The organism is Rheinheimera aquimaris (assembly GCF_020531985.1).
Classification (GTDB): domain Bacteria; phylum Pseudomonadota; class Gammaproteobacteria; order Enterobacterales; family Alteromonadaceae; genus Alishewanella; species Alishewanella aquimaris.
In genome coordinates, this window is the sequence record NZ_JAJAVQ010000002.1 from 292,888 (window position 1) to 314,412 (window position 21,525).

General features: G+C 49.4%; 18 protein-coding genes. 8 read left to right on the forward strand and 10 right to left on the reverse strand.

Annotated features, from left to right (window positions below; all coding sequences use genetic code 11):
- Nucleotides 1-2: 2 nt before the first annotated feature.
- The 3 genes from LHL18_RS06300 to LHL18_RS06310 all read right to left on the reverse strand — a co-directional run bounded on the left by LHL18_RS06300 (nt 3) and on the right by LHL18_RS06310 (nt 3,783).
- Nucleotides 3-1,403, reverse strand: a complete 1,401-nt coding sequence (locus LHL18_RS06300) for a hypothetical protein (RefSeq protein ID WP_226766247.1) — start codon at nt 1,401-1,403, stop codon at nt 3-5.
- Nucleotides 1,404-1,532: 129 nt separating this feature from the next.
- Complete coding sequence (ilvN, locus tag LHL18_RS06305; RefSeq protein ID WP_226766248.1) at nt 1,533-2,024, reverse strand: acetolactate synthase small subunit; 492 nt, start codon at nt 2,022-2,024, stop codon at nt 1,533-1,535.
- Nucleotide 2,025: 1 nt separating this feature from the next.
- Nucleotides 2,026-3,783, reverse strand: a complete 1,758-nt coding sequence (locus LHL18_RS06310; protein WP_226766249.1) for an acetolactate synthase 3 large subunit — start codon at nt 3,781-3,783, stop codon at nt 2,026-2,028.
- A 350-nt stretch (nt 3,784-4,133) separates the two neighbouring features.
- On the opposite strand from LHL18_RS06310, the gene LHL18_RS06315 reads away from it, so the two are divergent.
- Nucleotides 4,134-4,979: a co-chaperone YbbN gene (locus tag LHL18_RS06315; protein WP_134053101.1), complete on the forward strand. Its 846-nt coding sequence runs from the start codon at nt 4,134-4,136 to the stop codon at nt 4,977-4,979.
- A gap of 26 nt (nt 4,980-5,005) precedes the next feature.
- Here LHL18_RS06315 and LHL18_RS06320 read toward each other — a convergent pair whose 3' ends face one another.
- On the reverse strand, nt 5,006-5,392 hold the full coding sequence (locus LHL18_RS06320) for a response regulator (protein WP_134053099.1): 387 nt from the start codon (nt 5,390-5,392) through the stop codon (nt 5,006-5,008).
- A complete protein-coding gene (locus LHL18_RS06325) occupies nt 5,389-7,248 on the reverse strand; it encodes an ATP-binding protein (protein WP_226766250.1) in 1,860 nt (619 codons plus the stop codon). The genes LHL18_RS06320 and LHL18_RS06325 overlap by 4 nt, the downstream gene beginning before the upstream one ends.
- Before the next feature lie 74 nt (nt 7,249-7,322).
- Here LHL18_RS06325 and LHL18_RS06330 point away from each other — a divergent pair, with 74 nt between their 5' ends.
- Nucleotides 7,323-8,510: a methyltransferase gene (locus LHL18_RS06330; protein WP_226766251.1), complete on the forward strand. Its 1,188-nt coding sequence runs from the start codon at nt 7,323-7,325 to the stop codon at nt 8,508-8,510.
- Here LHL18_RS06330 and LHL18_RS06335 read toward each other — a convergent pair.
- From LHL18_RS06335 to speA, 4 genes are all read right to left on the reverse strand, one after another.
- Complete coding sequence (locus tag LHL18_RS06335; protein WP_226766252.1) at nt 8,507-9,721, reverse strand: mechanosensitive ion channel family protein; 1,215 nt, start codon at nt 9,719-9,721, stop codon at nt 8,507-8,509. The genes LHL18_RS06330 and LHL18_RS06335 overlap by 4 nt on opposite strands.
- Nucleotides 9,715-10,644: an acyltransferase gene (locus LHL18_RS06340; protein ID WP_226766253.1), complete on the reverse strand. Its 930-nt coding sequence runs from the start codon at nt 10,642-10,644 to the stop codon at nt 9,715-9,717. The genes LHL18_RS06335 and LHL18_RS06340 overlap by 7 nt, the downstream gene beginning before the upstream one ends.
- On the reverse strand, nt 10,644-11,537 hold the full coding sequence (locus LHL18_RS06345; RefSeq protein ID WP_226766254.1) for an acyltransferase: 894 nt from the start codon (nt 11,535-11,537) through the stop codon (nt 10,644-10,646). The genes LHL18_RS06340 and LHL18_RS06345 overlap by 1 nt, the downstream gene beginning before the upstream one ends.
- Nucleotides 11,538-11,634: 97 nt before the next feature.
- Nucleotides 11,635-13,521 (reverse strand): biosynthetic arginine decarboxylase, encoded by a 1,887-nt coding sequence (gene speA / locus LHL18_RS06350; RefSeq protein WP_134053086.1) that lies wholly within the window; start codon nt 13,519-13,521, stop codon nt 11,635-11,637.
- Between the two features lie 134 nt (nt 13,522-13,655).
- Here speA and speE point away from each other — a divergent pair, with 134 nt between their 5' ends.
- The 3 genes from speE to LHL18_RS06365 all read left to right on the forward strand — a co-directional run bounded on the left by speE (nt 13,656) and on the right by LHL18_RS06365 (nt 17,834).
- Nucleotides 13,656-14,522 (forward strand): polyamine aminopropyltransferase, encoded by an 867-nt coding sequence (gene speE, locus LHL18_RS06355; RefSeq protein WP_226766255.1) that lies wholly within the window; start codon nt 13,656-13,658, stop codon nt 14,520-14,522.
- A gap of 95 nt (nt 14,523-14,617) precedes the next feature.
- Nucleotides 14,618-15,070 (forward strand): DUF4124 domain-containing protein, encoded by a 453-nt coding sequence (locus LHL18_RS06360; RefSeq protein WP_226766256.1) that lies wholly within the window; start codon nt 14,618-14,620, stop codon nt 15,068-15,070.
- Between the two features lie 184 nt (nt 15,071-15,254).
- On the forward strand, nt 15,255-17,834 hold the full coding sequence (locus tag LHL18_RS06365) for a TonB-dependent receptor plug domain-containing protein (protein ID WP_226766257.1): 2,580 nt from the start codon (nt 15,255-15,257) through the stop codon (nt 17,832-17,834).
- 60 nt (nt 17,835-17,894) lie between these two features.
- On the opposite strand, the gene LHL18_RS06370 is transcribed toward LHL18_RS06365, so the two are convergent.
- Nucleotides 17,895-18,533 carry an OmpA family protein gene (locus LHL18_RS06370; protein ID WP_134053078.1) on the reverse strand — a complete coding sequence of 213 codons (639 nt, stop codon included), beginning with the start codon at nt 18,531-18,533 and terminating at the stop codon, nt 17,895-17,897.
- 203 nt (nt 18,534-18,736) lie between these two features.
- Here LHL18_RS06370 and LHL18_RS06375 point away from each other — a divergent pair, with 203 nt between their 5' ends.
- Genes LHL18_RS06375 through LHL18_RS06385 form a run of 3 tightly spaced genes read left to right on the forward strand, consistent with a single transcriptional unit; the run spans nt 18,737 to nt 21,518 of the window.
- Nucleotides 18,737-19,255, forward strand: coding sequence for a DUF4124 domain-containing protein (locus tag LHL18_RS06375; RefSeq protein ID WP_226766258.1), 519 nt, complete (start codon nt 18,737-18,739; stop codon nt 19,253-19,255).
- 60 nt (nt 19,256-19,315) lie between these two features.
- Nucleotides 19,316-20,422, forward strand: coding sequence for a glutamate 5-kinase (proB, locus tag LHL18_RS06380; RefSeq protein ID WP_226766259.1), 1,107 nt, complete (start codon nt 19,316-19,318; stop codon nt 20,420-20,422).
- 13 nt (nt 20,423-20,435) lie between these two features.
- Complete coding sequence (locus LHL18_RS06385) at nt 20,436-21,518, forward strand: glycerol-3-phosphate dehydrogenase/oxidase (protein ID WP_226766260.1); 1,083 nt, start codon at nt 20,436-20,438, stop codon at nt 21,516-21,518.
- The last annotated feature ends 7 nt before the right edge of the window (nt 21,519-21,525 follow it).

Sequence of the window (21,525 nt, forward strand, 5' to 3'; positions counted from 1 at the left end):
GTTCACATAAAGCTTATGGTGATGTTCTCAAGCTGACTATCTCCTGTCTCGGAGTACAAGGCGCTGACTTCAATCTGATCACCGTAGTAAATCAATTTTCCCAACGCGTCAAAGGCGTCGGGAAATTGTTGTAAAAAGGCAGCTTTAGAGCTAGGCATACTCAGGTTTTTCAGCGTTTGCTGCAATTGATCACTGCCTTGTCCCTGATAAACCGGTAGCAGTTGTATCTCTTTTAACTGTTGCAGGTGGAATACCGCCGCTAAAGACGCATTGTAAATTGTTAGAGCATAGCCGTCAGACCGCACAGCGCTGTTTAGGACCGGCACAGCTTGCAGCGTAGTTTGCCAGTATTGTCGGCTAAACGGATTGGTCGAGTCATTTTGTAACTCATCCAGCGGTAAAGCGACAGCCAATTCCAGTTGCTTGGGCGGGGTTAACTTAACCGATTGCAGTCTGAGTTGACTAAGTACCGTCTGCTGTGTCCCGGAGCGGATATCCAGATAATCGGCAAATTCCATCTTTAACTGATTATCGCCATGCTGCAATGAAAACAGGTTGTCAGCCAACGGTTTAAGTTGTTGGTACTGCGCTTTAAGTTCTGTAAGCGGTGTTCGTTGTTCAAAATGGCCGTCCAGTTGCCATGCCAGGTGGCTAAATGCCTGATTATCATTTATCTGGCGCGTGATATCTGCCGACAGCAGCGAATGGCGGGAATCAATTGAAACAATTTTGTCCTGATATAACAGCAGCCAGTATTGCTTACCATAAGCCAGTGCTTGATAGCCTTGCTGTTGCAGCTGAAATTCTGCGTCAGGCTGGCCCCAGATAGCTTTAAGCTCATCTGACGTCATACCCGGAAGCACACCGTGAAAACCCTGCTGCAACGAAACAAGAGGTTTTAACGGCTGAGCGGGTGAACCTGTATCGATGTTGGTAGTGAGCGTGAACGCTATAGGGATATTAATGCTTTGGGTGCTTAGCACTGCATTGCGATTGCCCCGCTCATTAAACGGCGTTGCTTTTAGTGGCAGCTTTGGGTCTTCATCACACAATGTTATGGCGTCGGCACGGGCATTTAGCCTGAGTTCAAAACTACCTGTTTTACGCCGCACAGAGTTTTTCAGCATCAGTTTATCGCCATTCACATATTGCAGAATAATGGCTTCGGCGCCGGCATCTGCGGAATTTCTGCGTATTAAATGTAAGACGTCAGCTAATAGCTTTTGCTGATCCTCTGGTTCAGATGCTTCATCTGTCGAGCGCTGCTGTGTAATATCAAACTGCTGAACTAACTGATAATCGCAGCGTGGAAAGGTATCCAGTATTGGTAAGTCTGCTGCAGCCGCTGCAGACATCGTAGCCCAGCAAATTAGCAGGCAGTAAAACGGGCTACTGGTTTTCATTGATCTGTCCCTGATAACGTGAAATTACTGTTAATCTCGTATATTTTCTGGTGCAGGTCAATTGTTTATTTAATGTTCAATGGCGTAAAGGGCATGACGGCCTAAGCTAACATGCCCGATTATAACCGACTAAAGCGCCAGGGTTTTTTCACCACGGGCGATACCTGAAGCGCCGCTGCGCACCACTTCCATAATGGGGGTAGTGCCCAACGCCTGAAGAAAGGCATCCAGTTTGTCGCTGGTTCCGACCAGTTGAATGGTGTAAGTGGTGGGGGTGACGTCAATAATCTGGCCGCGGAAAATATCGGCGCAGCGTTTTACTTCTTCACGCTGATTACCACTGGCTTTTACTTTGACCAGCATCAACTCGCGTTCAATATGTGCGGCTTCGCTGATGTCCGATACTTTTACCACCTCTATCAGCTTATGCAGCTGCTTACTGATTTGTTCGATAACCTGATCGTTACCGTGGGTGACCAGTGTCAGGCGTGATAAAGTTGCGTCGTCAGTTGGCGCCACGTTCAGCGAGTCTATGTTATAGCCGCGCTGGGCAAACAAGCCTACCAAACGGGCCAGAGCGCCGGACTCGTTTTCCAGCAGAACAGAAATAATATGCCGCATGTTAAGTCCTCTCTGTTTTGCTTAAAAACATGTCATTCATCGCACCACCAGGCACCTGCATCGGGTAGACGTGTTCTTTCGGGTCGATATGAATATCTAAAAACACCAGTTGATCTTTCAATGCAAAAGCACGTTCTAACGCCGGTTGCAGCTCTTCCGGTTTGGTTACCCGAATGCCGACATGGCCATAAGCTTCAGCCAGTTTGACAAAGTCTGGTAGTGAGTCCATGTAAGAGCTGGCATAGCGACTTTCATAATTCATGTCCTGCCATTGCTTTACCATGCCCAGGTAACCATTGTTCAGGTTAATGATTTTTACACCCAGGCCATACTGTTTGCAGGTCGACAGCTCCTGAATATTCATCTGGATAGAGCCTTCACCCGTTACGCAGACGACATCGGCGTCCGGGTAATTCAATTTAACGCCCATAGCGGCAGGCAGGCCAAAGCCCATGGTGCCCAGGCCGCCAGAGTTAATCCAGCGGTTGGGCTGATTGAATTTATAGTACTGGGCAGCGAACATCTGATGCTGGCCAACGTCACTGCACACATAGGCTTCGCCTTTGGTAATTTTACTTACCTGCTCAATAACATACTGTGGTTTTAACAGCGGGGTTTCAGTATCGTAGCGGCCACCATGTACGTTACGCCAGTGTTCAATTTGCTGCCACCACTGCGTTAAGGCTGCTGCATCCAGCTTTTTCTTTTTCTGTTTCAGCAAAGCCAGCATGTCGGCCAGCACTGGCTGTACCAAACCGACAATAGGAATATGCGCATTCACCGTTTTACTGATACTGGCCGGGTCGATATCGATATGAATTATGGTGGCATCCGGGCAGAACTTTTTAGTGTTGTTGGTCACCCTGTCATCAAAGCGGGCGCCGACCGCCAGGATGAGATCAGCATGGTGCATGGTCTGGTTAGCTTCGTAGCTACCGTGCATACCCAGCATACCAATAAATTGTTTATCATCAGCCGGGTAAGCACCTAACCCCATCAGGGTATTGGTGACAGGCAGGTTTAGTAATTGTGCCAGTTCGGTCAGCTCTGCTGACGCTTTACCTAAAATTGCACCACCACCGGCGTATAACACAGGCTTCTTCGCTGCCAGTAATGCTGTAACGGCTTTTTTGATCTGGCCAGCATGGCCCTGTTGTTTCGGCTGATAAGAGCGCAGGCTAACATCGCTGGGGTAATGATACGGAAACTTCTGATCAGGCATCGTCATGTCTTTTGGGATGTCCAGCACTACCGGGCCCGGGCGGCCACTTTGGGCGATATGAAACGCCTTTTTAATTAACAGCGGGATGTCTTCCGGCCGGCGTACCGACATATTGTGTTTGCAGATAGGCCGTGAAATACCCAGCATATCTGTTTCCTGAAAGGCGTCGCCGCCAATCAGATGACTCATGACCTGGCCGGTTAACACTACCATTGGAATAGAGTCCATGTAGGCGGTCGCAATGCCGGTGACGGCATTGGTGGCACCGGGGCCGGACGTCACCAGGACGACACCGGCTTTACCACTGGCACGGGCATAAGCATCGGCCATGTGCGTGGCAGCTTGCTCATGCCGTACCAGCACGTGTTTGACTTTATTTTGCTGAAACAGCGCGTCATAGATATGTAATACAGCGCCACCCGGGTAGCCGTACAGATATTCAACGCCTTCATCGGCAAGGGCGCGAATTACCATGGCGGCACCGGACAACATCTCGGTTGTTCTGGCTAAGTCGGCTGACTTGGTCTGGCTGGTCATCTTGATTTCTCATAGTTTGCTGTGGCAACGACAACACACCACGGCTTTGCTGGCAAAGTCGCGGGTGAATGGCTTAAACAACACTTCTGTGCTGTTTTATTCTGTTTGCTACGTGGACTGGTTAAACAGGATAAGCTGTTAACTCAAACTATGGCGCTATGGTTATTTGCTGCTTTGCAGTCATTCTTTTATGCGCCTGATTAATTTACGTGATAGCCAGCCCGATGTCGATGCTTTTTCTGACGATTTTGCTGCTTTTATCAGCATTTACAAGGCTTGCAAAGCCAGTGTTATGCCCACATAGTAGCTAACATAGCGATATAAACCACTAACACAGGATTTCAGGTTTTATGTTACAGCCGATAGTTGACGTATCTTTGAGCAACGCCCGCGAAGTACTGGATGCTTCCATGCAGAAACTGGTGCTGTTTCAGTTCTGGTCTGCCCGCAGTGAGGGCTGTAAACAACTGAGCCCGGTGTTAGAGCGTATTGTGCAGCAGTATCCGCAGCAGTTGCTACTGGCCAGGGTTGATTGCGACAAAGAGCAGGACCTGGCGATGCAGTTTGGGGTGCAGTCACTGCCTACCGTGATGTTTATTAAGCAAGGCCGCCCGGTGGATGGCTTTGCCGGCGTAGAGACCGAGCAGGCTATTCGTACTAAGTTGGCGGCTTATTTGCCAAAACCGGAAGATGACTTGCTGGCAAAAGCTGAGCCGCTGCTGGCTGCACAGGATTATGCCGCTGCTTATCCGTTATTAAAAGACGCGCTGGCGTTGGCGCCTGAGCGCAGCGATATTAAACTGTGGCTGGCTGATACGGCGATAGGTCTGGGGCAGTTGACTCAGGCTGAGGCTATGTTGTCGGAGATAAAGCTGGCGCAACAGGATGCGCTGTATAAGTCGGTACTGGCCAAGTTGCAACTGGCAAAGGAAGCAGCAGACACCCCGGAAATTCAGGCATTGGAAGCGGCACTGGCTGCTGCGCCCGATAACAATGAGCTAAAAGAAAAGCTGGCTGTGCAGTATCAGGCAGTACAACGCAGTGAAGAGGCATTAGCGCTGTTATTCACCGTATTACAGCAGGATTTGAATTTTGGTGGCAGCAAAAAGCTATTTCTGGATATTCTGGCTGCGCTGCCAAAAGGTGATAGTGTGGCCAGTCAATACCGGCGCAAGTTATACAGCCTGCTGTACTGAGAACGTACAGCAAGGCGCTGCTGATACTAACTGTGGAAATCGCGCCAGATTTGTCGGATCTGTTCGGATAATGTCATAGGGTCAAAAGGTTTTACCACTACATCAGCCGCACCTAATGCTTTATACGACGACACTTCATTACTTTGCACTTTTGCAGTCATAAAAACAGTCGGTATACCGGACAGATCATACTTCTGCTGCAGTTGCTGTAAGGTTGTCGGGCCGTCCATGCCGGGCATCATCACATCCATCAGGATCAGCTGTGGCGTAAAGGCCTGGTAATCATCCAATGCCTGTTGGCCGCTGCTGCAGGTATGCACGGTAAAACCGCCAACTGCTTCCAGAGCAATTTTGGCAACCTGTTGAATCGACGGGTCGTCTTCAACATGCATAATACGTTGTAATTCTGTCATAACTTAACCTCGCTGGGTTCTGTTTCACTGACCAGTGGCAGCAACAGGTAAAACTCGCTGCCGTTACCGACTTCAGAATGAAAACCTATACTACCATGCATCCGGGTCATCAGCTGTTTGCTGATAGCCAGACCCAGGCCGGTGCCGCCTTTACTCTTGCTGTCAGAGCTATCAGCCTGGGAAAAGTGACTGAAAATATCTTTTTTAAATTCATCGCTTATGCCACAACCTTTGTCTATTACCCGCACCAATGCCTGTTGTTGCTGACATTGCACCAGTATATCGACATCGGCACCGGCGGGAGAAAACTTGGCCGCGTTAGACAGTAAGTTAGTCATCACCTGTTGCAGGCGCATGCTGTCGACATTGACCCATAAGTCGGTGGCGTCGGCCTGCAGCCGATATCGCACCTGATACTGCTGAGCATAGCTTTGGTTATCACGCACAGCAGTTTCTATTACGGGCAGCAGCGGTTGCGGTTGCATATCAAACTGCATTTTGCCGGCAATAAGTTTATCCATATCCAGTAAATCGTTTATCAACAACTGCAGTTTCTTCACATTTGCCTGTGTCAGTTCTGCCATTTGCATGGCCTGAGCCGGCAGCCGGCCAAACACCTGGCCATGCAGCAGACCAATGGCGCCGCTGATTGCTGTCAGTGGTGTACGCAACTCATGGCTGACGGTAGAAACAAACTCATCTTTTAACCGCTCGATTTTCTTACGCTCGGTAATATCGCTGACAAAACCATGCCACAGTATGCTGCCGTCTGGCTGACTTTCCGGTACGGCGCGGCCAGCTAACCACACTACCTCACCGTCGCTATGCTGAATACGATGGTCTTGTTTCCACAGCGACAGTGTCTCTGCAGATTGATGAATGCCCTGCTGTACTAAATCCTGATCATCAGGATGAACTAATGCAAATAAGGGTGAGGCATCCTGCTTTACCTGCTCGGCTGTCAGATGGAACAAGGTACGAATGCCTTCACTGCAATAAGGGAAGCTGAATTTACCATCAGCTGTTTGTCTGAATTGAAACACCATACCCGGCAACTGGCTGGATATTTTTTTCAACCGCTCAGCCACTTCAATCTGTGCTTCCAGATAACGGCGCCGTTCTATATTGCTGCCCACCCAGCGTGCCAGCAGGCTGACAAAATCGCGCTCTAGCTGACTAAATGGCCGCACTCTTGGTTTGGCTGATGAAAAACTGATGGTGCCAAATGGGGCGCCCTCTACCTGCACTGCTGCGCCGATATAACTTTCCAGCGCAAAAGCACTGAAGCATGGATGGCTGGCGTATTTACTATCGCTCATATGATGCACGGCAAATACACTGTTGCCCGCCAGCGTTAAACTACAGTATGTCTGGCCAAGCTCAAAATGCGAGTCATCCTGCAGTAAACCAGCCGGCGCGCTGTGAACGATTACCTGATAGTCGTCACCGTCTATCTTACTCAGTATGGCGATCGGCAGGTGCAGATAATCAGCCGCAACTAACAGGGCCTGGCGTAACTGTTCACGCCAATCCGGGTTGAAGCTGGCGGCAATATTGTTCAGTGTACTCAGTGCCTGCTGATACTGTTTATTCTGCTGGGTTTCACGCTGTTGTTTTAGCTCCTGCGATTGCTGCAGTTCACGCATCAGCCGCCGCGTGACGCGCTGCATATCTGATAACAACAGCAATAGCAGCAGTTCACTGACCAAAAACGCCAGCGCCCACTTTTGCAACACATCAGTGGTTTGATGCTGCTGATAGTCCTGCCAGCCAAGCCAGCCAAAAAATGTCAGCAGCAACAAGCTGCCAAACCAGGTAATAAAATTGCTGGTACTGCTAACGCGTTGAATTATCATAGCGGCCTTAGATTTAGTGACAGCCTTACTATAAAGCACAAGCTTCAGTGTGGCAAAACGGCGGGCAGCTATTTATGCAAATCTCTTTATCGCAGCAGTTCGGGCAGCTAACAGCTGTATTGCAGCAGTACCGGCAATACTGGCAACTGTTACCTTTTGCCTGCGATGCACTGCCGTGGCCCGAACAGCGACTACAACAGTGTTTGCAGGTGCTTGATGAGCAACAGCTAAAACACATTGATAATAGCAGCGAGTTGCAGCAACAGGTGTTCGCGCCATTTTTCCCGGCGTTGTTTGCTTTGCCGCAGTTTACCCGCTCTGCACCGGAGCGAACATTGGCACCTTTGCCATTCTGGCTGGAAAACGGTATCGGCGGGCGCAAACTGCAGCAAATAGATGCTGTCTGCCAACAATGGCCAGAGCAGATGCTGCCGGTAGTGGAATGGTGCGCCGGTAAGGGGCATCTTGGCCGGATCCTGGCACACCGCTTTACCGCGCCGGTTACCAGCATTGAGTGGCAGGCTGCATTGTGCCGGCAAGGCGAGGAGCTGGCTGGTAAGTACAAGCTGGCGCAACAGTTTATTTGCGCTGATGTGCTGAACGATTCATTGCAGCAGGTATTGCAACCACAGCAACAACTGGTCGCGCTGCATGCCTGCGGGCAGTTACATATTTCGATGCTGCAGCAGGCAGTGCAGGCAGGGTGTCAGCAGTTACTGCTGGTACCCTGCTGTTATCATTTGATCCCACAGCCGTGCTACCAGCCGATGTCTGCTATGGGTACTGCACAGGATCTAAAACTGGCCAAAGATGATTTAAAGCTGGTTGTACAGGGGCAGGTCACGGCGGGCGGCCGGATTGAAAAACTGCGTGGTACTGAAGTGCTATGGCGGCTGGCTTATGATGAGCTGCGTGCAGATCTCAGCAGCCAGAGGGTATACCGGCCGCTGGCATCGGTAGGCAAGCACTGGTTCAGCGGCGATTTCGCCGGTTTTGCGCACTGGGCTGCGGCTCAGCATCAGCTTACGTTACCGGTCAATACCGACTGGACACATTACTTGCAGCGGGGGGCCAGGCGGCTGCAGCTGGTGCAGCGCATTGAGCTGGTACGCCACCTGTTCCGCCGGCCGCTGGAGTTATGGTTAATGCTGGATAAAGCACTTTATCTGCAGCAGCACGGTTACGAGGTTCACCTGACACAGCTGTGTGACTATCACATTACGCCCCGTAACCTGCTACTTAGTGCGATAAAGCAAAGTTAACTGCCCTGTGTCAGTGACTGACGTGAGCCGATACGCTGGAAAGCAGCCAGGTCAAATACCGGCAAGATGGCAAACAGTTTATCGAAAATATCCGCCTGTATGGCTTCATAGTTCAGCCAGTTTTTATCTGCACTGAAACAATAGATCTCAACAGGCAGCCCGACTTCAGTTGGCTGCAGTTGCCTGACCATCAGGGTCATATCCTGATTGATGCTTGGGTGGTGACGTAAGGTCCAGCGCACGTAATAACGGAACAGCGCGATATTGGTAACATCATCACTGCTTAATAAATCACGCACATCCTGTTGCTGAAAAAAATCGTGTAACCGTTGGCGTTGTTGTAGTTTTTCCAGCTCCGGGCTTTTAATAAAGCGGATAGTATTAATATCGATATTGATTGCGCGCTTGATACGCCGGCCGCCGGATTGCTGCATGCCACGCCAGTTTTTGAAAGAATCAGAAATCAGCGCATAGGTAGGAATGGTGGTAATAGTGTTATCCCAATTCCGCACTTTTACCGTTGTCAGCGCGATTTCTGTCACATCGCCGTCAGCGCCGTACTTGGGCATTTCGATCCAGTCACCGACATTGACCATGTTATTAACTGCGATCTGAATACTGGCGACAAAGCCGAGAATAGCGTCTTTAAACACCAGCAATAACACTGCTGTTAGCGCACCCAAGCCGCTGAGCAGTAAGGTTGGCGATTTACCCAGCGTGGTACTGATAATTAGGATGCTGAACACAATAAAGGTCAGCAGTTTTAGCAGTTGTGAAATACCCTGATACGGAATGGTAGGGTTCGGCACCAGGTGGGCGTAGCTTTTGGCGATCAGCGTAATAGCTGCGGCTACAGCCAGGCCAAGGAACAAATACAGGTAGAGCCAAACCAGCACACCGAGCACGGCAGACAAATGTTCGTTTTGACTAAACAACACCGGCAGTAGCGCCTGTAGCACCAGGGCCGGAAGCAAATGTGCCAGATGGCTGGCCAGGCTGCGGCGCTCGCGTTCAGTTTCGTGTGTTAAGCGCCCATCCAGTTTATCCAGTATGCGTGCCAGAATCGGCCGCAGCCAGGCCCGAACCAACATAAAGCACAGTGCTACCACAAACACAGCAATCAGAATGTTACAGCCAAGGATAAAGATATGGTGCCAACGCTCAGGCAGCATGATGCTGTTGGCCAGCAGGGTAAGCAGTTCATTTAGCATGGCAACTGCTCCGCTGATGTCCTTAAGGTTTCAGACTGATAAAACTGTTCGATAAGCTGCTCCTTGTGTTGCCAACGCTGGTTCAGCCAAAGCTGAAAGCGCTCGCGGAACTGCTCATCGTTAAAGTAGTCGCCGATCACCTGCTGGTCGACAGGCAATACCTCTACCTGCACCACGACGCGCTTCAGCTTTCCCATTAACATATCCAGTGCGACATTATTCGGGTTATCCGGATACATCAGGGTGAAGTCTAAAATCGCGTTAAACTGCTCGCCCATGCTGGCGAGTGTAAAGGCAATACCGCCAGCTTTGGGTGGGAGTAAATAGTGGAATGGGCTGCGTTTTTGTACTTTTTTGTTTTCAGTAAAACGGGTGCCTTCAACAAAGTTAATAATAGTTGTCGGTACAGTTTTAAATTTCTGGCAAGACTGGCGGGTAGTTTCAATATCTTTCCCCTTTAAATGCGGGTATTTAGCCAGCTGAGCAGCGCTGTAGCGTTTCATAAAGGGCATATCCAGTGCCCAGCAGCCTGTACCTAAGAACGGCAACCATTTAAGCTCATCTTTTAAGAAGAATTTGGGTTCGGGAATACGGCTGTGTGCAACGGTACTCACTACAGGAATATCCAGCCAGCTTTTATGGTTTGATATCAGCAGATACCAGCTGGCTTTATCCAACGCCTGCGCACCGGTAATTTGCCAGTCTGCGCGGTTAAATAAATTAATCAGTGCCGTGTTGCCTGACGTCCAGCCACGGTAGCAACCTTTACCTGCCAGCGCGGTAAGACGATGTATGGCCGGAAATGGTAATAGCAGTTTGATTAAGCCAAGCGGGGTTACCAGTATGCCCCACAGGGCCAGGTTACAGCTAAACAGGGTAAAACTGAACGGCAGTAACAGCCAGCCGGGTAGAAAACTTAACATTACTGCTTAACTCCTTGTTTCAGTGCAGTCAGCTGCTGATCTTTTTGCTGCCATAACTGGTTAATCCATTGCTGGAAACGTTCGCGGTATTGGTTGTCGTTATAGTCGCCCAGCAAATCGGGTGTTATTGGCAGCACGTTAACCTGCACTGTTATATCACGAACTTTGCCAGAGATATAATCCCAGAAGGTTGGGATACCTTTAGGGTAATGAATCGTAATATCCAGAATTTTATGCAGTTGCTCACCCATGGCGCCGAGAACAAAAGCGGCACCGCCGGCTTTGGGTTTTAGCAGGTTTTGATAAGGAGCTTGCTGTTTATCGTGCTTTTCGCGGGTAAAGCGGGTGCCTTCAACAAAATTCATGATGGCGGCTGGCTTAAAGCGAAATTTGCGACAGGCTTTGCGCGTTGTCTCAATATCTTTACCTTGTAAATGCGGGTTACGCTGTAAAAACGCTTTGCTATAGCGTTTCATAAAAGGGAAATCCAGCGCCCACCAGCAAAGGCCGATAACAGGGACGTAAATCAGTTCTTTTTTCAGGAAAAACTTAATAAAAGGAGTTTTTCGGTTGAATACGTTTTGTAGCACCAGGATGTCGGCCCAAGACTGGTGGTTGGCCAACACCAGATACCAATCTTTGCGCGACAGTCTGTCCAGCCCGCTGATATGCCAGCGTATACGGGTAAATAAACGGGTGGTGAAGTTATTTACACTGATCCAGGAGACAGCACAGGCGTCCAGCAGATACGTCATCCAACTTTGCCAGCGCGTCAAAGGTGGCAGTTTTAACAGTGCCAACAACATAATAGGGATAGACCAGAATAGGGTGTTCAGAACGTACAACAGCATCGACAAGGCACCCGTAAGCGGGCGCGGTAAAAAATGTAGCATAGCAGCACCTGATAACAATGACCGGAAACAGTACCGGTAAAAATGATAACAGCAGGCGAGCCTGCTGTTAACACATCGGATCAGTGGCTAGTGTACCTTAATCTTCAAAGTAGGTGTAACCATAAACACCGGCTTTCAGCTCGTCCAGCAACTCGTCTTTACGCCCATCCGCCATATCCAGTTTAGACAGCTGCTTGGTGTAAGATGCGATCAGCTTTTTGGCATCAAACTGCACGTAACGCAGCACATCGGCCACGGTATCGCCCTTGATGATGTTCGTCAGCTTGTAGCCGCCGTCGTCAGTCAGTTCAACATGCACAGAGTCGGTATCACCGAACAAATTGTGTAAATCGCCAAGAATTTCCTGATAAGCGCCAACCATAAACATACCCAGCAGGTATTGCTGATCTTCTTTATACAGCGGCAGTGGCAGGCTGGGTTCTATACCATTGCCATCTGCGTAGCTTTTTAGCTGGCCGTCTGAATCACAGGTAATATCCTGAATAATAGCGCGGTGATCCAGTGGTTCATTCATCCTTTCCAGCGGCATCACCGGGAACAATTGATCAATACCCCAGGCATCCGGCATCGACTGGAATAAAGAGAAGTTAACAAACAGCTTGTCTGCCAGCTTTTCGTTCAGTTCGTCATGAATTGAACGGTGTGAGCGGGCTGTCATATCCAGGTTTGCTTTTACTTTGTTGATAGTAGCGAAGTAAATTTGCTCAAGCAAAGACCAGTCCTGCAGTGTCAGCAGGCCATGCACATATTGCGCGTGCGCATCGGTGAAGTAATGTACCGCGTCATGGTAGGCTTCAATAGCAGTGCGCGGGGTGACATTCTGATAAGCTTCCCACAAGCCAAGAATGACGGTAGGCGAGTCTTCACCCGGCTCCGGCAGATTTACCAGGCCCGGAGCGCGCTCAATATCAATCGCATCGGTAACCAGCACCGCGTGGTGCGCTGTCATCGCCCGGCCAGACTCGGTAATAATATTCGGGTGTGGTAGGTCGTACTCGTCGCAGACTTCTTTTAAGCCATTCACGACGTTACGGGCGTACTCGTACATGGTATAGTTCATCGAACAGGCTGAACGCGATTTTGAGCCTTCGTAGTCCACGCCTAACCCACCGCCGACATCAACTGTGCTGATGGGGACGCCCAGAGTGCGCAGCTCGGCATAATGGCGCGCACATTCACGGATGGCGTTGTGAATATCGCGGATATTGGCGATTTGCGAGCCGATGTGAAAGTGCACCAACTGCAGTAAGTCAAGCTTGCCAGCATCACGCAATATATCAATTGCCTGCAGCACCTGGGTGGCCGTTAAACCAAACTTGCCTTTCTCGCCGCCGGTATTTTGCCACTTACCTTTACCGACAGAATTCAGACGGATGCGAATACCAATGCGCGGAGCCGCGCCCAGATTGTCAATTTCGCGCAGCAGTGTTTTCAGTTCTGACAGCTTTTCCACCACCACGTAAACGGTGTGGCCCATCATCTGGCCGATAGTTGCCAAACGCAAAAACTCGCTGTCTTTATAGCCGTTACAGACAATTTGCAGCGGTTGTTCGGTGACGCCTAAAATGGCCATTAATTCGGGCTTACTGCCGGCCTCTAAGCCGACTTTACCGCTGTCGTGGCTGATAAGGCGTTTAACCACAGAAAACTGCTGGTTAACTTTAATCGGATAAACCGCGGTGTATTGGCCCTGATAGTCTTTTTCCGCCTTAGCGCGCATAAACGATTTAATCAGCGTGTCGACCCGATGCTGCAGAATATCGGTAAAACGCACCAGTACTGGTAAGGTTAAGCCTTCTTCTTTAAAGCGTGCTGTCAGTTCTGGAAAACTGATACCGGTTTTACTGTGATCCTGATCCGGGAAGGCGATCAGATCACCATTAGCATTGACGTCAAAATACCCTTCACTCCAGACAGCTACATTGTATATAGAGCGCGCTTTTTCAGTACCCCAGTCGGCCATTGTCGTTCCTTTAAAATTGAGATGTGCATAGTTTAAGGCGAATACTGCTCAGGTGCAGCAAAAAACACGAAATATTTGAGTGTAGCCGTAGTAAAGGGCACAATACGCGCCCTGTTACAGTAAGGGAAAGAGATATGTCGGGTTTTAACAACAATTGGTACACAGAAGTTTTTGCAGCAAGCGGCAGTGCTTTTGGTTTGCAAGTTACTAAAAAGCTTGATGAAGTGCAGTCGCCGTTTCAAAAAATTGAGATGTACGAAACCACACATTTCGGCAATCTGATGGTAATTGACGACGTTATCATGCTCAGCAGCCGGGACAATTTCTTATACCATGAGATGCTTAGCCATCCTGTATTGTTTACGCATGCTAATCCGAAAAATGTTGTCATCATCGGTGGCGGCGACTGCGGCACCCTGCGTGAAGTATTGAAACACCCGGGTGTAGAAGCCGTGACCCAAATCGATATTGATGAACAGGTTACGCGGATGTCAGAAAAGTACTTCCCGGAGCTGTGTGCGTCGAACAATGATCCGCGCGCCACACTGAAGTTTGATGATGGCATTAAATATATGCGCGAAGCTGCAGCGGAATCAGTCGATGTGATCATTGTTGACTCAACCGACCCTATTGGCCCAGGTGAAGGTTTATTTAACCGCGCTTTCTATGATAGCTGTCGTAAAGCGCTGCGTCAGGGCGGTATTTTGGTGCAACAAAGTGAATCACCGCTTATCCATATGCCATTACTGAAAGACATGCGTCAGGCGATGCAGGACGCTGGTTTTGATGCATTGCAAACGTTATTGTTCCCGCAAATGGTGTATCCGTCAGGTTGGTGGACTTGTACCTTAGCCCGCAAAGGTTCTGGCTTTGACGGCTTCCGCGAAGCAGATGCTGCTGCGGCGGCGTTTTCGACAGAATACTACAATGTAGCTGTGCACAAAGCGGCATCAGCCTGGCCTAACTTTATGCAAAAAGCTTTGGCTGACGAAGCGGAATAACTTAGCCCATACTGAACAGAAAAATAAATGTACAGCCATACTTGCTTAACTGGCAAGCTTTCTGTACATTTATTGTTCATGTGTGGGGTGCCAAAATGATGAAATATAGTTATCTGCTGTTTTTCAGCGTATTTTCTGTACAGGCTGCGGTATATAAGTGTGAGCAGAATGGCGTAGTTGAGTTCAGTCAGTTCCCATGCGCAGAGGAAGCTGAACAGGTAGACATGCGCCCGCTTGGCACAGCCATGATTGGTACCCGCAGCGAGTTTAAGCAGCAAGTTGATGCTGTAAAGCGACAAAGCCGCTTTGTTGAGTTTCAGATCAGTAAATTAGAGCAGGAAAAACAGCAACGCCTGGATGAGCTGAAAGCTGATTTATATAAGCTTCGGCGCAGTTTTCCTAAATCTGAAGAATTAGCTGCACTGCAGCAGAAAATAGATCGCTTAACTGAGTTGTATGATGAAAAAATCGGTGCTGAACGGGGTAACCTGATGGCACTGAAGTCAAAAGTGGTGAGCCTGGAGCGGCAATACGCACAAAACAACTGATTATAGCCTGATATTTTTTAAACCCCCGCAATGCGGGGGTTTTTCGTTTCTACTATCACAATTTAATTTCAATATTATCAAGATGATAATTTTGCAATAAGCATGTTAGTTTTTTGAATTTGTGCTACACATTTATTGCTGCTTAAGCAGTGAATGACAACACAAATAACAAAAAAGGATGCTTATGAATAAGTCATTTAAATACTCTCTTTGTGCGCTGGCGGTCAGTTCTGTGGGTTTTAGTCAATTAACATTTGCTCAGCAAGCTGATGCGCAAGCGCAGCAGGTTGAGCGGATCGAAGTAACCGGTTCACGTATTAAACGAAATGATCTGGAAGGGGCTGCCCCTATTGATGTGATTAACAGGGACGAAATTGCCAAGTCTGGTTTTTCTAACCTGCAACAATTACTTGAACGTACACCGGTGGCGGGTACCGGTACCTTCTCTACCCGGGGTAATAATCAGGACTCAACGGCAAATGGCGGCGCAGCCATCAGTCTGCGCGGCTTTGGTTCAGATGCTACTCTGGTGCTTATCAACGGCCGACGTGTAGCGGTCAGTGCTTTTGCCGAAAATATCGCTAACTCTTTTGTCGATATCAACTCTATTCCGGTAGCGGCAATAGAACGTATCGAAATTCTGAAAGATGGTGCTTCTGCAGTGTATGGGTCTGACGCTGTGGCTGGTGTGGTAAACATTATCATGCGCAAAGATTTTGATGGGGCTGAGCTGAGCATAAGCCATGGTAGTACAACCGGCCCAACTTATGACGAGACTGCAGCCAGTATGGTGTGGGGAACGCAGACCGATGATGCTAACGTTACACTGATCCTGGATTACTTTAAAAACACCTCTATCACCGGTGCAGAAATGGGACGTTTTGGTACAGCAAACCAGGAACCCTATGGTGGCGGAGATAACCGTTCATCCCGCGGTTTTCCGGGCAATTTTATTGTCAACGGTGTACCAACCATCGACCCGGGCTGCCCAGCTGACAGCGTCTTTGGCCAGACTTGCCTATTTGACTACGGTCCGTATGGTTTTGCTAATCCCCCCGCAGAACGCATAGGTGCAATGCTGCAGGCTAGCCAGAATCTCGGAAATGACATGCAGGCTTATATAGAGCTTGCAGTGCAGCACAACAGTTCCAAAGCATCAGGTGCTGCAACACCACTTGATCGTGATGCTGGCCTGACCGTACCGGCCAGCCATCCGAATAACCCCTTTGGCGTTGATGTTGGTATTAACCGGTTTCGTACTGTTGACGCCGGGCCGAGGCAATGGGACATCGAGTCTGACACGCTAAGGATGGTTGTTGGTCTGCGTGGCACTATCAATAATTGGGACTGGGATATCGCAGCCCAGAAAGGCCGCAGTGAAGCCATGCAGACAGGTAGCAAACAGCAGGGCTGGGTGCGGACGGATTTTCTGCAGGAGCAGATTAATCTTGGTAACTATAACCCGTTTGGTGGCACTTATAACTCGCCGGAAGTGATTGATGCTATAACGACCTCTCTGGTTCGTAGGGGAGAGTCTCACCTGACATCTTATGATGCGAGTATCAGTGGAGAGGCATTTGCTTTAGGCGATCATATGGTATCGGTTGCTGCAGGTGTTGAATATCGTGAAGAAGACGCGCTCGATCAACCGGATGACCAGTTTCAACGCGGCTTGATTTATGGTACTGAGTCCGTTTCAGCACAGGCAGATCGTGATCAGCATGCTGCTTATGTAGAATTATTGATCCCTGTAGCGGATGAACTGGAATTTACAGTAGCCGGTCGTTATGACCACTACAGTGATTTTGGTTCGACGACGAATCCGCAACTGACAATGAAATGGCGGCCGCTGGATAATTTTACTATGCGTGCGTCTTTCGGGCAGGGTTTCAGAGCACCTTCTTTAGCCCAGATTGGTCTTGGGCCATCACAAGAATCGATTTTTTTTACTGATACTTACCGATGCCCCACGCCTGATGCGGCAAACCCTGCATGTGCTTCTACCGATTACACTATAGTGTTCGTCGGTGGTGAAGGTTTGCAGCCGGAAGAGTCTGAAACCTTTAATCTGGGGGCTGTATGGCAAGTAACAGAAGAATTTGATATTACCGCAGATATCTGGAGCATTACCCAGGATAACAAGATAGACAAAAATGATTATGAGAATGTTTATGACGCAGAATGTGGTAATCAAAGCAGCACCGTCTGTGTTCGCCTGGCTCCGCTGCCCGGACAGACGCTTGGTGAGTTATCCCGTTTGTACAACAGCTATGTGAATGTCAGCTCGCAGGAAGCGACAGGTTTAGACTTATCCACATCATACCGCTTAACACTTCAGGACATGGGGTTAATACGCTTCAATCTTGATTGGTCTTATATCAGCAAGTTTGAGAAAAACAGCATTGATTATGCTGGAGAGTACAACTACCCCAAAAATCGCTGGTTGGCGTCCGCAGACTGGACTTACGGTGACTGGGGCATAATAACCAGCCTGAGTTACATCGGCGAGTTTGAAGATTATGCCGCACCGAGTGATGTTGAATCAACGACAACCCGCACTGTAGATTCGCAGATGTTACTGGATATTCAAGCCCGCTACAGTGTCAGTGAAAAGCTGCAGCTGGTGCTTGGGATGAATAATGCCCTGGATGAAGACCCGCCATTTGCTATCGGTGATGGTGACGCCGATCTTTATGGCTTCGCTTCAAAAGTACACAACACCCGTGGTCAGTACGTCTATGGCAAAGTGACTTACCGCTTCTGACAGTGAAAAGTGGAAATAAAAACAGCGCCCTCGGGCGCTGTTTTTTAGGGTGAGGACTCTTTACTCTACAATCGGTTCTATATGGATCTCTACCCGACGGTTTTGCGCCCGGTTCGCTTCAGACGTGTTCGGCACTATCGGATAGTTAGGGCCATAACCTTTAGTTTCCAATCGGATAGCCTGCACATTTTGTGCGATTAGGTATTGTTTCACACTGTCAGCGCGCGCTTGCGACAGATTCATATTGTATTGATACGGGCCGGTATCATCCGTATGTCCGGCGATGACCAGCATGGTTTTTTCATAGTCACGCAATACTTTGGCAATATCATTGAATACCGGATACAGGCTTGAGCGGATGTCTGAGCGGTTAATTTCAAAGGTTAACTGCGCTGGGATATCCAGCCTTAATTTGTCACCGTCCCGCACCACTTTAACGCCGCTGCCACTAAGCTCCTGGTTCAGTGCTTTTTCCTGCTTATCCATATAGCTGCCTACAGCCGCTCCTGCTAGCGCACCCACAGCTGCACCAATAACTAAACGCTTATCTTTATGGTTACCTGTGGCTTTACCTGCTACGGCACCCACCACAGCGCCAATGGCAGCACCTTTACCAGTGTTAGAATATTCATTTGACGCACAACCTGCGATGGCAAGGCTGGCAGAGACTAAAGAAACAATTAAGACAGAACGGCGCATAAATAAAGCTCCTTAAAACATATTGGGCAAAGCTTAGTAAGAAACAACTGAATTGCTGCTGAACTATATCAGTGCTGTATTTACAATTTTGTTGAGTTTTTGTTTATTTTATCGCCTTTGTTCACTTCGGCTTATTTTTTAAGTATTGTAGGCGGGTTTCGTTGCCAGCTCGCACAGCTGTGCCACAGGGAAAGGATTACATAATGAATAAAATATTGCGCTTTTGGTTAGTGCTTAGCTGTACATACATCATGCAGCCAGCACAGGCTGATGTGTACAAATGTACTGATGCCACGGGCGAAGTGGTGTTTCAGGGAGAGCCTTGCCGTAAGGGTGATGAGGTAAAGTTAGATATCCGCTTTTCTGAGCAGCAACAACAGGCTGTAGAGCAGCTGATATCTGGCAGCTGGTGTGAAGTAGGCACTTCCAACGTGCCTGATGGCACTGTGCAGCAAGACAATGCTTTGCGTAAAACCTGGATTTTCAGTGAACGGCAGATGGTGCAGCATATAAGCCAGGGCAAACGACTGGACACATTTAAATACCCGATACGGCAATCCCCTGGCTCTTTTGTTATCGATCACCCGGCTTTTGGTAGCGGTCAGGTGAGTTGGCAGGTAAAAAAGCTGACAGATGATCAACTGGTGATCGCTGCCTACGGTGGCTTTACTCACTTAACCGCAGGAAATTGCGAAATAGCCATGGCCAGTGCACAGAATTAATTAGACATATAGATGCCCAAACTTTAAGCTGCTGGCAGTGCTCAGTTTAAAGGTGTGTCTATGTTGAATTCTGTTTGGCGGCGCATTGTCATTAAAGTCGGCAGTGCGCTGATCTCTCCTGATGCCAGAGGGTGCTCTACCCGTTATCTGTTGGCGATAGCCCGCTTTATCAACGAATGCCGTCAGCAGGGTGTCGAAGTGGTACTTGTTTCGTCAGGCAGTGTTGCTGCCGGGCGCAATGCTATCGCTTTTACGCATCAGCCGTTACCAATCAACGTTAAGCAAGCTATGGCCGCAGTGGGCCAAACCGAGATGATGGCGGCCTGGAGCCATCTGTTCGATTTTCGCTGTGCACAGATTTTGCTGACGCACGATGATCTTTCCAACCGGCGTCGTTATCTGAATATTGATAATACCTTGCGTACTTTACTGGCAAATCAGGTACTGCCTATCGTCAACGAAAATGACAGCGTCGCGACAGCTGAGCTGAAAGTGGGTGATAATGATAACCTGGCGGCTATGGTGGCTATTTTGGTCGACGCTGATGCGCTGATTATCTGCTCTGACATTGATGGCCTTTACACTGCTAATCCACGCACTAATGCAGAGGCCCGTTTTATCCCGCGTGTAGAACAGATAAATGCTGACATATACGCTATGGCCGGTGGTAGCCACCATGCTATCGGAACCGGCGGCATGCTGACGAAAATTCAGGCGGCTGATAAGGCTACCAGACAAGGGGTTGATACGCTGATTATCAATGGTCAACAGACTACCAGTTTTGACGCTTTATTGCGCGGTGAGGCCGCTGGCACCTTGTTCGTACGCCAGCAGGACCGGTTGAGTGCGAAGAAACACTGGATGCTACACAGCCTGAAGAGTCAGGGCAGCATTACGCTCGACAGCGGCGCGGTGCAGGCACTGTTGCACAAAGGCGCGTCTATACTGGCAAAAGGCATTACCGCGGTGGAAGGACAGTTTGATAAAGCCGATGCCATCTGGTTATGTGACAGTGCCGGCAAGCAGCTGGCTAAAGGCATTTGCCAATACAGCGCAACAGAGCTGCAGCTAATCAAAGGATTACACAGCCAGCAAATTGCAACGACGCTGGGTTTTTGCCCCAGTGAAGTTGTTGTGCACCGGGACGATATTGCCCTCTTAGCATAAAAACAGGTGGCAGATGAAAATAGCGGTAATCGGTGGTGGTATAAATGGCTTAAGTTCGGCCTGGCAGCTGGCACTGGCCGGTTACGATGTTAGTTTGTTTGAACGTGACGGCGTAATGCAGGCAACGAGTATAGCGTCGTCAAAACTGCTACATGGCGGCTTGCGTTATCTGGAGCAGGGTGAGTTCAGGCTGGTACGCGAAGCGCTGCAGGAGCGGCGCTGGTGGCTGAAAAAGGCGCCGCGTTTAACCCGGCGTTTACCGATTTTATACCCTTTGTATGCTGACTCGCGCCGTGCCCGCTGGCAATTGAAAATCGGTTTATGGCTGTATGACAGTTTTGCCGGGCGCAAGGGCATTGGCCGGCACCGTTGGCTGAGCGCAGAGCAGGCAAAGCGCTGCTCGCCGCTACTGAAAGCTGAAGGCTTAAAAGGCGCTTACCTGTTTTTTGACGGCCAGATGGATGACGCCAAGCTGGGCCTGTGGATGGCACAGCAGTGTACTAAAGCAGGCGTTAAAATCCACGAACAGAGCCCCGTATTGCAGGTTCGCAGCGATGCTCAGCTTGAGCTGGCCGGCGGCTGGCAGTCGTTTGACCGTATAATAAATGTAGCCGGCCCCTGGAGCCAAGAGTTGCTACAGCAATCCGGTCTGCCGCAGCAGCCGCTGGATTTGGTGCGTGGCAGCCATCTGGTGCTACCGCCCACCGGAGCTTATGGCCATATGCTGGAGGTACCGGGTGAGTCGCGTATAGTGTTTGTATTGCCGTATCAGGGCAATACTCTGCTCGGCACAACTGAGGTACGCCAGCAGCTGTCAGAGCCTATCCGCTGCTCTGTGGCTGAACGTGACTACTTACTGGCGACCTATAATCATTACTTTGAACCGCAGCTTGGCGTCGACGATGTACTGGCAGATTTCGCCGGCGTCAGGCCATTACTGAGTGGCAGTGCAAATGCCAGTAAGGCCAGCCGTGAGTACCAGCTAAACTGGCAGGGTAAACTGCTGACAGTATCCGGGGGTAAATGGACAACGGCAAGGGCGCTGGCAAAAAGCGTGGTTAAACAGGTTATGCTGAAAAGCCAGTCAGATGACTAACTGGCAT